Annotated in this window: 13 protein-coding genes; 7 read left to right on the top strand and 6 right to left on the bottom strand. The window is 72.0% G+C overall.

The genetic code is table 11. The features are described 5' to 3' along the window. The 4 genes from HY703_09320 to HY703_09305 form a co-directional block, all read left to right on the top strand. A partial coding sequence (locus HY703_09320) for an Ig-like domain-containing protein (protein MBI4545383.1) occupies nucleotides 1–1663 on the top strand: 1663 nt, incomplete at its 5' end. 66 nt (nucleotides 1664–1729) lie between these two features. Beyond that, nucleotides 1730–2299: an O-acetyl-ADP-ribose deacetylase gene (locus HY703_09315; GenBank protein ID MBI4545382.1), complete on the top strand. Its 570-nt coding sequence runs from the start codon at nucleotides 1730–1732 to the stop codon at nucleotides 2297–2299. A gap of 219 nt (nucleotides 2300–2518) precedes the next feature. After that, nucleotides 2519–2944, top strand: coding sequence for a DUF2384 domain-containing protein (locus HY703_09310; protein MBI4545381.1), 426 nt, complete (start codon nucleotides 2519–2521; stop codon nucleotides 2942–2944). Beyond that, nucleotides 2944–3423: an RES family NAD+ phosphorylase gene (locus HY703_09305; protein MBI4545380.1), complete on the top strand. Its 480-nt coding sequence runs from the start codon at nucleotides 2944–2946 to the stop codon at nucleotides 3421–3423. The genes HY703_09310 and HY703_09305 overlap by 1 nt, the downstream gene beginning before the upstream one ends. Here HY703_09305 and HY703_09300 read toward each other — a convergent pair. The 6 genes from HY703_09300 to HY703_09275 form a co-directional block, all read right to left on the bottom strand. After that, the gene (locus HY703_09300) at nucleotides 3416–3871 is read right to left on the bottom strand and encodes an RES family NAD+ phosphorylase (protein MBI4545379.1); all 456 of its coding nucleotides are present in this window, start codon (nucleotides 3869–3871) and stop codon (nucleotides 3416–3418) included. The genes HY703_09305 and HY703_09300 overlap by 8 nt on opposite strands. Nucleotides 3872–3883: 12 nt before the next feature. Continuing rightward, nucleotides 3884–4315, bottom strand: a complete 432-nt coding sequence (locus HY703_09295; protein ID MBI4545378.1) for a DUF2384 domain-containing protein — start codon at nucleotides 4313–4315, stop codon at nucleotides 3884–3886. 234 nt (nucleotides 4316–4549) lie between these two features. Then, the gene (locus HY703_09290) at nucleotides 4550–5080 is read right to left on the bottom strand and encodes a hypothetical protein (protein ID MBI4545377.1); all 531 of its coding nucleotides are present in this window, start codon (nucleotides 5078–5080) and stop codon (nucleotides 4550–4552) included. Beyond that, on the bottom strand, nucleotides 5068–5373 hold the full coding sequence (locus tag HY703_09285; GenBank protein MBI4545376.1) for a hypothetical protein: 306 nt from the start codon (nucleotides 5371–5373) through the stop codon (nucleotides 5068–5070). Before HY703_09285 ends, HY703_09290 begins: the two co-directional genes overlap by 13 nt. A gap of 204 nt (nucleotides 5374–5577) precedes the next feature. Then, nucleotides 5578–6570 carry a DUF1028 domain-containing protein gene (locus HY703_09280; protein ID MBI4545375.1) on the bottom strand — a complete coding sequence of 331 codons (993 nt, stop codon included), beginning with the start codon at nucleotides 6568–6570 and terminating at the stop codon, nucleotides 5578–5580. 73 nt (nucleotides 6571–6643) lie between these two features. Next, nucleotides 6644–6802, bottom strand: coding sequence for a nucleotidyltransferase domain-containing protein (locus tag HY703_09275; GenBank protein ID MBI4545374.1), 159 nt, complete (start codon nucleotides 6800–6802; stop codon nucleotides 6644–6646). Between the two features lie 302 nt (nucleotides 6803–7104). On the opposite strand from HY703_09275, the gene HY703_09270 reads away from it, so the two are divergent. The 3 genes from HY703_09270 to HY703_09260 all read left to right on the top strand — a co-directional run. Continuing rightward, complete coding sequence (locus tag HY703_09270) at nucleotides 7105–7398, top strand: GYD domain-containing protein (GenBank protein MBI4545373.1); 294 nt, start codon at nucleotides 7105–7107, stop codon at nucleotides 7396–7398. A gap of 387 nt (nucleotides 7399–7785) precedes the next feature. After that, the gene (locus HY703_09265; protein MBI4545372.1) at nucleotides 7786–10710 is read left to right on the top strand and encodes a PD-(D/E)XK nuclease family protein; all 2925 of its coding nucleotides are present in this window, start codon (nucleotides 7786–7788) and stop codon (nucleotides 10708–10710) included. Beyond that, nucleotides 10707–12831: UvrD-helicase domain-containing protein (locus HY703_09260; GenBank protein MBI4545371.1), on the top strand; the 2125-nt coding region annotated here is incomplete at its 3' end. The genes HY703_09265 and HY703_09260, both read left to right, overlap by 4 nt.

Here is a 12831-nt window from a genome sequence, read left to right as displayed (position 1 = left end):
GCGCATCGCGATCGAGCCGCGGATCACCCGGCTGGTGGCGGGCCAGAAATTCCTGCTGCGGGCGCGCTCCTACTCGGCCGCGGGGGACGAGCGCGCGGACACGATCACCTGGAGCAGCTCGGCGCCGGGCGTGGTGCGCGTGGCGGAGGACGGGCTGGTGACCGCCGTGGCGCCGGGGAAGGCAACCGTGGCCGCCGCCGCTGCCGGCGTCCAGGCTGCGCATGCGCTCGAGGTCGTGGGCAGCCGGATCGCCTCCGTCGAGATCACGCCCGCGCGCGCAGAGGCCCGGCGGGGCGACGTCATCCGCTTCCGGGTCACGCCGCGCGACGCCACGGGCCGGGGTATCCCCGGCCTCACCCCCGTCTGGAGCTTCTCGCCTGGCCACGGCATCCTGGACGCGGACGGCGCCTTCGTCGGCTACCAGCCGGGCGAGTACCTGGTGACCGCCAGCTTCGGCGCGCGCAGCGCCGTGGCCACGGTGCGGCTCGATCAGCGCAACGTCCGGCGCCCGCTCGCCGTGGTCGGGCGGCTGCCGCGCACCCTCTTCACCACCGAGGAGGTGTGGGTGCACCCGGGCGGCACATATGCCTACCTGGGCACGGGCAGTGGCGGCGACCGCTTCTACGCCATCGACATCAGCGACCCGGCGCGCCCGGTGGTCACGGACTCCGTGGTCGCCAATACCCGGCGCGTCAATGACCTTATGACCACGCCGGATGGCAGGGTCCTGGTCTTCACCCGCGAGGGCGCGGCCGACCGCAAGAACGGCATTGTCATTGCTTCCCTCGAGGATCCCGCGCACCCCAAGCCGATTGCGGAGTTCACGGAGGGCGTGACGGCCGGCGTGCACTCGGCGTTCATCTACCACCAGCCGAAATACGGCACGCACGTCTACCTCACCAATGACGGCACGGGCGCGTTGCACATTGTGGACATCGGCGACCCGTACCGCCCGCGCGAGGTCGCCCAGTGGCGCACGCCGCGGCCGGACCCGGGGCGCCTGCTCCACGACGTGGATGTCAAGGATGGGCTGGCCTACCTGGCTTACTGGAACGACGGGGTCGTGATCCTGGACGTGGGCAATGGCGTGAGGGGCGGCAGCCCGTCCAACCCGCAGTTCGTCAGCCAGTACAAGTACGACCTGAACGAGCTGTACCGGGACGTCGAGGCGACGAGCGGCCCGGGGTTCATCCGCGGCACCCACACCGCCTGGCGCCACAAGGACTACGTGTTCACTGCCGACGAGGTGTTCCCGGCCGCACCGGTGCGCGGCGCCAAGGATGCCGCCGCGGGACGCGCCTACGGCCGGCTGCAGGTGCTGGACGTGAGCGACCTCGAGCACCCCCGCGCGGTCGCCTGGTACGAGCCCGAGTTCGGCGGCGTGCACAACGTCTGGGTCGCGGGGGACACGCTGTACATGGGCGCCTACAACGCGGGGTTCCGCGCGTTCGACATCTCAGGCGACCTGCGCGGCGACCTGCGCGCGCAGGGGAGGGAGATCGCGCACCTCAACACCGCCGACCTGGAGGGCAAGGTCCCCAACTCGACCATGACCTGGGGCGTGGTGGTGAAGGACGGGCTGGCCTACGTGAACGACATGCACAACGGCCTATGGATCGTGAGGATCGAGCCGCCGCCGGCGGCGGGCCCGCTCCTGCCTTGAAGCCCTTCCCGCCTGGCCCACCGGACGGCGGCAGCGGCAGGCGCAGCAGGTAGTGGGAGAGGTGGTATGGAGCACCTGCGCATCGGCAGCACGAACGTTCGGCTGGTGCAGGGAGACATCACCGAGCAGCAGGTCGAGGCGGTGGTGAACGCCGCCAACTCGACACTACTGGGCGGCGGAGGTGTGGACGGCGCCATCCACCGGCGCGGCGGCCCCGAGATCCTGGCGGAGTGCCAGGAGCTGCGCCGGACGCGCTATCCCGGCGGCCTGCCCACGGGCGAGGCGGTGGCGACGACGGCCGGGAAGCTGCCGGCGAAGCGGGTGATCCATACGGCGGGTCCGGTCTGGCACGGCGGGGGCAGGGGCGAGCCGGAGCTGCTGCGCTCCGCCTACCGCAACTCGCTCGAGCGCGCGCGGGAGGAGGGGCTCCGCACGGTGGCCTTCCCCGCCATCAGCACGGGCGCCTACGGCTATCCCATCCGGCAGGCCGCGCCACTGGCGCTGGGCGCCGTAGCCGATTACGTGCCGTCGCACCCCGACGCGTTCGACGAGATCCGCTTTGTCCTCTTCTCCGCCAGTGACCTCGAGGCGTACCGGGAAGCGCTGAGCGGCCTCGCCCAGGACGAGCCCGGATAGCGCTGCGGGGCCGCGACCAGAGCTGAAGGAGCGCCCATGCGCCGCCCCGTCCGGATGCGGACATGGGGACGGTGCGCATGCTGACTACCATGCAGGAGACGCATCTGGCGGCCCGGGGCTGCCGTGCAGGCCGGGCAGCATCGGCCTTGCGCAAGGGCGCCGGTTGTGGTGGCGTGCAGCTTGCCCTAGATTTATGGCAAGATGCCAGAAGGAGGGAGCATGAGTCCTATTGACGCGGCCGAGGCGCTCGGGGGGGCGCAGGTCTTGGGTGCGGCCGTCGAGTCAGAGCTGGATTTCGTGCACCTGGTGGAGGAGGGATTGCCCACCCGGGTGATCGAGCGGCTCAAGGAGCTGGGCGATTTGTCGGACGCCGAGCTGGCGCGGATCATCCCGCGGCGCACGTTGTCTCACGTGAAAGGGAGGAAGCGGCTCTCGGCGGAGCAATCTGACCGCATTGCCCGGGCCGCGTCCGTCTTTGCGCGTGCCCGGGAAGTCTTTGGAAACCGGGCGAAGGCCAATCACTGGATGCGCCAGCCGAATAGGGCGCTCGAGGGTGCCGCGCCGCTGGAGTTGCTGCGCACGGGGAGCGGCGCGAGCCTGGTGGAGAGCATTCTGACCCGGGTCGCGTACGGCGTTTATAGCTGATGAGGCTCTGGCGGCTGGCGCCCGGGCTGTACGCACCGCTCAGCGGGGAGGGCGCCCGGCTTGCTGGCGGCCGCTGGAACTCACCCGGGACCGCCGTGGTCTATGCATCCGCCCATCTCTCGCTTGCCGTGCTCGAGACGCTGGTTCACGTGGATCCTGCGGATCTCCCTGATGGCCTGTTGGCCTACGAACTGGAGGTCCCGGCCGCGCTGGTCGAGGATTTGGGTGCGGCTGAGCTCGGGCCGGCCTGGAGGGAGGATCTGCGGCGCACCCGCGCTCTCGGTGATACCTGGGCACGGCACCGGCGCAGCCTGATGCTGACCGTGCCTTCTGCCGTGGTGCCCTCGGAGCGCAACCTTCTAGTGAATCCGCTGCACCCGGCCGTGGGCGAGGTGAGCGTGGCTTCGGCGGAGCCGTTCGTCTTCACGCGTCCTAAGACGGGGCAGGCGCCTGGGGAAGGGTTTCGCTGCGTCAGCTGAGGAGTCGCGGCTCGAACACGAACGGCCGAACGTGTTCGACCGCGATCCGTCCAGCTTCAGCGTGCCGAGCATTGATAAGGACGTTCTCCTCTTCGGGGACGAGCGCGGAAGGTACCCGCAGGAGGACCGTTCGAGCATCCTTTACCCACGCGTCGCCGCGCGTGACGCAAGCCGGGTGATCCGGTACGGTGTTCCAGTCCGCCGGGAGATCGGATCTCTGGATCCGGTCCTCTGAAAAGTCGTCCGGAATCTCAATCCGCATGGCAACGAGGTCCTCCGGCACATCCTCGGGATCGACATGCGCCAGGTACTCCAGCGCGGCGAGGGCAAGCGTCGGCGACGTATAGACGACCGCCACGCCCTCGGAGTTCCAGCGGCCGCCGTTCACGCGCGCTCCCTCACCGTCCAGAGCCTGGTAGGATGCGCGCGTGATGCGCCAGAGGAGCACCAGCCCTCGGCTTCAACTGTAGATGCCGTGCTCGATCCGGCCGAGAACGCGCTCGACCATCCGTGCTCCGGCATCGCTGTCCAGAAGATCGAGCGGACGTCTACCCGCAAGCGACCGGTTTGCCTTGCGGAGCCAGCGGTAGGCCTTGTCGCGTTCCCCCAGTGCCTCCTCGGCGCGCGCGATGATCCGGACGACACGAGCCAGGCGATCCGATTCCGCGGGCGAAAGGTTTTTGCGCTGCTTTTTCTTCCGCATCAGCGTCCGTCGCGAGCCAACCAGCTCATATGCTTCGGCCGGCTCCAGGTCGTCCGAATCGAGGACATGGTCGAGCGCCTGGAACGACAATCCTTCGCGGATGGCCTCGGCCAGGTCCAGATCCGACCGAACCTCACGCTTCAGAACCCTGGCTCCTCCGAGCCGCTCCGCAATGCTGTCGACCGTCATACCCAACCTCCGGCTGGCGCCATGTGACACTCTCAATATGGGCGTTTGCGCACCAGCGATCAAGGGATCACGGGCGAAGGGCGTGCGGCCGTGCTTGGTGGTCTCGACCGATGGCGGATCGAAGGCGATGGCGGTGAACGGGAGCGGGTGGCCGCCCGAGCCTCTCGCCTACTTCGGCCACGCCCGTGATCGCGTCGAGGAGCTGAGCCAGAGTCCGAGAGGCGCCCAGTCTCGTCAGTCCGCCGGCGATCCGAAAGCCTGCTCGACCGCCGTCCGGAACGACGGCGGATCGATTGCCGGGTAGCGGTAAAGCTGCGGCTCGATCCGCTCGAAGTAGCGCAGCGCAGTCGCTGGATCGATGACTCCCGACCGCAGCATCGTGGTGACATCCTGCAGATCCTGCGTGTGCCCCCGTTCCAGCTTCGCGAGCGCCTGGGCGTAGAAGTCGAAATGGTGGAAGGAGAGCCCGCCCTCCCGGCCAATGAACGGGCTGCGCTCTTCCCAGCCCGGTGCGACGGGAATGAAGTCGTCCGGCGACGCTAGCTCGACATTGATCTGCAATCGATCCTTCAGGCGCGGCAGGGCACGAAGCAGCGCGTCCTGCTCGGGGACGAATTTGAGGTCGACGTCGATCGTGGTAGGCCGCCAGCCGAGCAGGACGGCGCTGGCGCCCCCGGTGAAATAGACGCGCGCCTCCACCCGCGCCTCCCGGCCCAGCGCGCGCATGAAGCGGCGAATCCGCTCGGCATCCGCTAGCGCGCGCATTCCGCCGCGCGCTCGAAGCTCACGAGCCGACGGATGAGCGCATTGTAGCGGCCGTGGGCGGCATCGGGATTCTCGCGCCGGAGAAGCTGGTACAGCCGGTGCTCGGGGCCCGGAATCGCATTCTCGACGACGGCCCCGAGCCGGCGCAGTCGCGGGGCGCCGATCGAGACCAGGAGGGCGGGGATCGACTCGAGCCCGCGTCCGAGGTCCTCCAGGCCTCGAGCGACCAGATCCTCGCCGGGCAAGGGGCCACGGCTTTCCTTTCGCCGGCGCGGCGCGCGGAACGACTTCATTCGCGACAATCTACACGCAACCGGGCGGGGCGTTAAAGGGGCACGGTCGAGGCGCGGGGTTCAGGTCCGGCGGATCATGCGCAAATTGTAATTCGCGTTGCCAATCTGCGCGGCTCGCGCGGCGCCCCGCAGACCTGTTCCCCCTCCGGGAGGATCGCCGGCTGGAGCTGGACCTGGTGGTGAGGAAGCGAGTCTGCTGCGGGCCTACTGCGTCCTGCGGCCGTCCCTGGCGGCGGCGGCGGCCTTGAGCCGCGCGGCCAGCTCGGGTGTGACCGCCGCGCGCGGCTCGAGGCCCTGCGCGCGCTGGAAGGCCTTGAGTGCGGCGACCACCTCGTCGTCGAAGGCGCACGAGCCGGCGCTGTCCGCCGGCGGCTTGCCGTGCCCGGCGCGGGCCAGCAGCCGTCTCAGCTCGCAGATGTGCGGCCCCGCGGGCGCGGCCACCGGCTCGCGGCCGTGCGGCACGAAGTAGTCGGCCGGGTGGAAGAGCGACATCCAGACCCTGTAGACGCGCTCCAGCTCGAGGATCGGCTCCGGGTGGTCCTCGACCCGCAGGTCGGCGTAGCGGTCGTCGCCCCCGGCGTAGCCTCCCTTCTCCTTCACGATCAGCAGGCCCGCGCCCTGGCGGCCGCGCCGGTCGCCGCCCGCCCGCTGCCCGGCCTTGAGCGCCGCGAGCAGCCGCTCGCCGAAGGGTAAGCCGGCCGCCTCCGCCTCCTCGCAGGCCCGGGCCATGGCGTCCACCACCTCCGGCCCGGTCAGGATGTTCCCCTGCACGCTGTAGTGCGCCCCGACCTTGTGACCGGCCCAGGGGAGCGCGCCTTCGCCGGTGAAGGCGGCAAAGCGGCAGCGCGCGTCGGTCAGGGCGAACTGCCGGCGCCGGATGCCGGAGTCGGTGGCCAGGAACTCGGAGCGCACCTCCTCGGGCGACCTGCCCTGCCGCAGCAGCTCGAGCGCCTGCTCCTTGTAGGCAACATTGGCTGCGGCCTGGCTGGCGATCGCGCCCACGCCCGCGCGGGCTGCAGGCACAATGGCGCCGGCCGCCACCACCCGGGACTGGATGGCGACGCCCAGGAAGCCGTTCGCGGTGTCGCAGGCCACAATGCTGAAGGTCGACAGTTCCGGCGCCTGCGCCGCCGCGGCTGCGGCAGGCAGCAGCAGCGTGGGGAGAGCGGCGAGCAGGATGATGTGCAGCCTCTTCATGGCAGCCATGGTCCGGGCAGAGTTTAGGGACCCGCGCAGTCGGGCGCGGCGGGCGGGCTCGACGTCGATGTCGCTACTGGCGCGGGACGCGACCCTTGGCGAACGAGCCAAAGAGGTAAGCGAAGCGGACATCGGGCACGCGCTCTAGCAGAGCCTGCAGCAGCGCGCGCACCTCGTCGGCACTCGCAGGTGGGCCGGCAGCAGGCGCGTGAGTATCGGCTCGTTTGGCCATGGTCTTGCACCGTGCACGGGCCAAGGTTGCGGGCGGCGCTCAGAACGGCCCCGCCACTTCTGCTCTGACCCGGCGCCGTGCCCGCGCCGCATGCGGCAACGGACCGTGCCTCGCCCGAAGCTGCGTGGGAGGGCAGGCCCGCCCGGCTGCGCCCCGCCAGGCGGAGCAGAGCGGCGCCTCAGGAGAGGTCCCGGCCGCCGTGCTATTCTATGCCCGGCGCCCGGGGTTGTCTAACCTGCGCGGCGATGGCATCCTCGATGGTGCGCCTGCACAGCAATACCATCCCGAACCTGGAGGTCCTCATGCCCACCTACGTCCTGCTCAGCAAGCTCACCGGTGAAGGTGCCGAGACCCTCACCAAGAACCCCGGCCGCATCCGCCAGGTGAACAGCGAGATCGAGAAGTTCGGCGTGAAAGTGCGCGAGCAGTTCGCCGTGCTCGGCCCGTTCGACTTCGTGAACATCGTGGACGCGCCGGACAACGCCACCATCGCCCGCGTGTCGGCGGAACTGGGGGCGCGGGGCAGCGTGCAGATCACGACGCTGGCGGCGGTGCCGCTGGACGATTTCGTTGCCCTGCTCGAGCGCAAGGCCTGAGCGGCGGCGTCCCGCCGAGCCGGCCAGGATTACCAGCCGGATCCGGCCGGGCCGCCGGAAGCGCCGCCGGTCATGCCGCCTGCAGGGGCCGGCGAGCCGTCCGTAGATCCGCTATTGGTGGCGCTTGCAGAAGAGCCCGTGATGAAGCCTGGAGAGCCGTCCGTGATGCCGCTCCCCGAGCCGGCTTCTCCGCCGCTCGCCGGCCGCACAGGGGTCTCTTGCCTGCTGGCCTCGCTGGCGGCTGCCGGGGCCGAGCACCCCTTCGAGCGCAAGCTGCTCGTGTGCCGGCGCCAGGGCGAAGGGCGGGAGCTGCTGCGGGCGCTGGGGGTGGCCGGGATCGGCTGGGTGGGGTGGGAGGCGGTCACGCCCTGGCAGCTCGCGCACGGCATGGTCGCGCCACAACTGGCTGCCGAGGGGCTCGAGCTGGCGGACGAGCTCGAGCAGCGCGCGCGGCTGGATGAAGTCGCGGACGAGGTGCTGGCTGGGCCGTCGCACCTGCGCTTCCGGGCGCTGGCGGAGGGGGCCGGCTTCCGCGAGGCGCTGGCCAGCTCGGTACAGGCCCTGCGCCTGGCTGGCATCCGCGGGGTCGAGCTGGCGCGCGTGCCGCTGGATCACGCCGGGAAGCGGGACGTGCTGGCGGCTATCCTGGCCGGCTACGAGGCGCGGCTGGCGGCCGCCGGCAAGGCTGACACGGCGGCCGTGCTCCGCCGGGCCGCGGAGGCGCTGGAGCAGGGCACGTCCGCGCCGCCGGCCGCCCGGATCTACCTGCTGCCGGGGCTCCACCGGCGGGGCTTGACCGGCCGGCTCCTGCGCTGGCTGGGCGCGCATGGCGCGGCAGTTCTGGCGGCTGATCCGACGGCCAGGCTGGCGGCGCCGGCCGCGGTCCTCTGGCGCGAGGCCTCGGCGCCCTCGAGCCGCCTCTCCTTCCTGCATGAGCCCGAGCTGGCGGGACTGGCGCCGGACACGCCGCGAATCGACCTCTTTGCCGCGGCCAGCCCCACGGACGAGCTACGCGAAGTGCTGCGGCGCGTGCTGGCCGCAGGGCTGCGCTGGGATCAGGTCGAGATCGTGGCCACGGACGCGGCTGCGTACGGCGCCGCGCTGGACACCCTGGCGCAGCGCCTGGGCATCCCGGTGAGCTACGCCGTGGGCCTGCCCGTGGACCGGACCCGCCCCGCCCGGGCGCTGGCCGGCTACTTCCGCTGGCTCGAGGAGGGCTGCCCGGCCGAGGTGCTGCGCGGCCTGCTGGAAGTGGGCGACGTCGTCCCGCCGGCGGGCGGCGAGTGGCGCCCCGGGCCCGCGCTCGCCCGGCGACTGCGCCGCCTGCGCATTGGCTGGGGGCTGGACCGTTACCTGGCGGCGATCGAGGGGGCGCTCGAGGCCGCGCCGCCGCCCGCGCTGGCGGCGCCGGGCGGCGAGGACGGGGAGCAGGCGGCGGAGTGGGCGCGCCGCGAGCGGGCGGAGCTGGATTTGCTCCGCTCCCTGCTGCAGGTGCTTGAGGCCACGGCGCCGGCGGCGGCGTGGGCGGGCGCCGACAACGCCCCCACATCGGCCGCCGACATCGCCCGTGGCGCGCTGGCCTTCCTCGAATTGGTGCCCGCCGGCAGCGGTGTGGATGCCACGGCGCGCGCCCGGCTCGGGGCGCGGCTCGAGCGGGTGGCGGAAAGCCTGCAGCGGCCCACCTCCTTCGGCGCTGCCCTGGCGATCCTGCGCGGCAGTCTCGAGCTGCGCGTGCCCGCGCCGGCCGCAGACGGTGCCGCGCCCTGGACCTCGAGCGGCGCGCACCTGCACCTCTCGGATCTGGAACATGGGGGGTTGACTGGCCGGCCGGCCAGCTTCGTGGTCGGGCTGGACGCCGCCCGCTTTCCTGGCGCCGGGGTGCAGGACCCGTTGCTGCTCGACGAAGACCGCCGCCGCGTCAACGTGGCCCTGGCCGGGGCGGACCTGCCCACCAGCATGGACCGCCTGGAAGAGGCGCGGCACCGGCTGGCGGCGCTGCTGGCCCGCCTGCGCGGCCAGGTGACGCTCAGCTACAGCGCCTGGGAGGCAGCGGAGGCCCGCGCCATTGCGCCGGCTGCCGTGCTGTTGCAGGCACTGCGGCTGCGGCTCGGCGACCCCACGGCTGATTACCGGCAACTGCACGAGCAGCTCGGTGCGCTGGCCTGTGCCGTGCCCGCCGGCGCCGCTCGCCTGGACGCTGCCGACGCCTGGCTGGGCGCGCTGTCCTCCGATGGACTTCTCCTCTCCGGCACCCGCGCGGTGCTCGCCGGCTTTCCCGGGTTGCGCGCCGGACTCAACGCCCGTCGTGCCCGGCGGCGGCGCGAGTTCACCGCGTACCACGGCCGTATCGTGCCCCGGCCCGAGCGGCTCGATCCGCGCCGCGACCCGGAAACGGCCGTCTCTGCCACCCGCCTCGAGACGCTCGGCACCTGTCCGCACCGCTACTTCTATCGTTACATCCTGCGCATCCGCGCACCCGAGGACCCGCACCTGGACCCGGAGGTCTGGCTCGATCCGCTGGAACGCGGCAAGCTGCTGCACAAGTTGTACGAGGACGTGCTGGGCGATGCTCGGCGGCAGGGCATCGCGCCGGAGAGTCCGGAGTTCCTGGCCCTGACGCTGGAGACGCTGGACCGGCGGATCGGGCTGGCCCGCGCAGCCATCCCCGTGCCCAGTGAGGCGGTCTTCCAGCGTCAGGTCGGGGAGCTGCGAGAGGACGCGCGCGCCTTCGTGGAAATGGTGCGGACGCGCGGTGCGCCCTGGCACGCGCTGGAGCTCGGCTTCGGCCCGGGGACCGCGCACGACCTGGTCCCGATCGAACTGCCCGGCGGCGTGATCCGCCTGAGCGGCAGGATCGACCGCGTGGACCGGCGCCCGGAGGGGCTGGTGGTGGTCGACTACAAGACGGGGTCGAGGCGCAGCTACGCGCCGGGCACGGGCGTCTTCCAGGGCGGGCGGCGGCTGCAGCACACGTTGTATGTGCTGGCAGCCGAGAAGCTGCTGGGCCAGCCCGCGGACCGCGCGGAGTACCACTTCCCCACCCGGCAGGGCCAGAACGAGTGCTGGAGCCGCGATGCCGCCCAACTGCGGGCGGGGCTGGCGGTCATCGACCGGCTGCTGGACCTTGCCGCCCGTGGCCACTTCATGCCCACGGACAACCCGGATGACTGCAAGTTCTGCGACTATCGCGAGATTTGCCGCGTGGGAGAGCGTTGGGGCGAGGTCGACTCCCCGCTGGCCGCCTGGACGCGCCAGCACCTGGCCTGGGTGCCGGAGCTGGAGGCGCTCGCCGAAGTGCGGCGTTCGCCATGACCCAGCTCTCGCTCTTCCCGCCGGCCGCGGTGCCGGCCAGCCCGCCGGGAGTCTCTGGCGCGGCAGGGCAGCTCGGCGACGCCGCGGCGGAGGTCGGCGCGGCAGCCGCCGGCCTGCTGCCCGACCAGGCGGCGCGCGACCGCATCCGCAGCGATCTGGAGACCAGCCTGCTGGTGGAGGCGGGCGCGGGCGCGGGCAAGACAACGGAAATGGTGGGGCGGATGGTCGCCCTGGTGCGCTGCGACAAGGCGCGGGTGGACCAGCTCGCGGCGGTGACCTTTACGCGCAAGGCGGCGGCGGAGCTGCGCCAGCGCTTCCAGGTTCAGCTCGAGGTCGAGCTGCGGCGGGCGCAGAAGTCCGGAGACGGGCCCGTGCTCGAACGCGTCGACCGGGCGCTAAAGGAGCTGGACCGCGGCTTCATCGGCACCATCCACTCGTTCTGCGCCCGGCTGTTGCGCGAGCGGCCGCTCGAGGCGGGGCTGGACCCGGCATTCCGCGAGCTGCAGGCGGTCGAGGCGGACCGGCTGGCCCGCGACTTCTGGATGCGGCACCTCGAGCGGCTGGCCGCCCAGGGCGACGCCCTGCTGCTGCGCGCGGCCGAGCTGGGAATGAGGCCCGGCGCGCTCTTCGGGCTCTTCCGCCAGTTGAGCGACAATCCCGACGTCGCCTTCCCCGGCCATCCTTTTGAGGCCCCGGACCCGGAGGCGCTGCGGGCGCAGCTCGAGCAGTTGCTCGACAGGGCGATCGCGCTCCTGCCCGAGGCCGAGCCGCGAGGCGGCTGGGACGCGTTCCAGACGCGGCTCCGCAGCCTCCGCTTTCACCGCGCGCTGGGGTGGCACGAGCGGGCGCGCCTCTTCGAGGCGCTGGCGGAGCTGCAGGGGGCGAACTTCGGCGTGCGCCGGGAGCGGTGGGGTGCCGATCCCGCGAGGGCGCAGTCCGCGCGGGAGCTGGCTGGCGAGCTCGCCGCGCTGGCTGGGCCGGGCGGGCCCGTCGAGCGGCTGCTGCAGCAGTGGTACGCGCACCGCTACCCTTACGCGCTCGAGCTCGCCCTGCGCGCGGCGGCCGCGTTCAGCGCCGAGCGGCGCCGCAGCGGCCGGCTGGACTTCCAGGACCTGCTCATGCTGGCCGCGCGGCTGCTGCGCGAGCACCCGGCGGCTCGCCGCGCCCTGGCCGAGCGCTACCCCTGCCTGCTGGTGGACGAGTTCCAGGATACGGACCCCATTCAGGCCGAGGTCCTGTTCCTGCTGGCCGCTCGCGACCCCGACGCCCAGGACTGGCGGCTGGCCGAGCCGCGAGCGGGCGCGCTCTTCGTGGTGGGCGATCCGAAGCAGAGCATCTACCGGTTCCGGCGCGCGGACATCGCCATCTATAACCAAGTGAAGCGCCGCTTCCAGGAGTGGGGCGCCGTGGTCGAGCTGACCTCGAACTTTCGCTCTACCCGACCCATCGAGCAGTTCGTGAACCAGGTCTTCGCCGCGCGCTTTCCGGCGCAGGCCACGGACCACCAGGCGGCATTCGCCTGGCTGCGGGCGGTGCGTCCCGACCCGGCACCCGAGGGGGGCAGGGGTGCGGAGGTTGTGGGGGGTGCGGTGCAGGCTGCCACCCGGGCGCGCGTCTGCTGGTACGAGTTTCCGGCCCCGGCTTCGACTCGCCAGCAGTTGATCGCCGCGGAGGACGCGGAGCTGGTGGCAAGCTGGATCCACGAGCGGATCGAGCAGGGCGAGCGGCGGCCGGGCGACTTCCTGGTGCTGACGCAACGGAAGGGGTGTCTGGCCATCTACGCGCGGGCACTGGAGGCCAGAAACCTGCCGGTGCAGGTCACGGGCGGCGGCATCGGCATAGAGGAGGAGCTGGAGGAGCTGGCGCGGCTGCTCCGCGCGCTGGCCGATCCGGGCGACCCGACGCTGACCGTGGCCGTCCTGACCGGCCTGTTCTTCGGCCTGGACCACGAGCAACTGGCGGAGCACGCTCTGGCCGGCAGCGGCTTCCGCTTCGATGTACCGCCGGCTGCCCCGCCCGGCACACCCGTCCAGCAGGCGCTCGGCACGCTGCACGAGTTCTGGCAGTGGACGCGCAGCCAGCCGGCCGATGCCGCCGTCGCCGCCATTGTGGACCACCTGG

This window comes from Gemmatimonadota bacterium, from assembly GCA_016209965.1.
In the GTDB taxonomy this organism is placed as follows: Bacteria; Gemmatimonadota; Gemmatimonadetes; order Longimicrobiales; family RSA9; genus JACQVE01.
The sequence above is the reverse complement of the archived record's forward strand: the minus strand, read 5'-3'. Positions and strand labels throughout refer to the sequence as shown.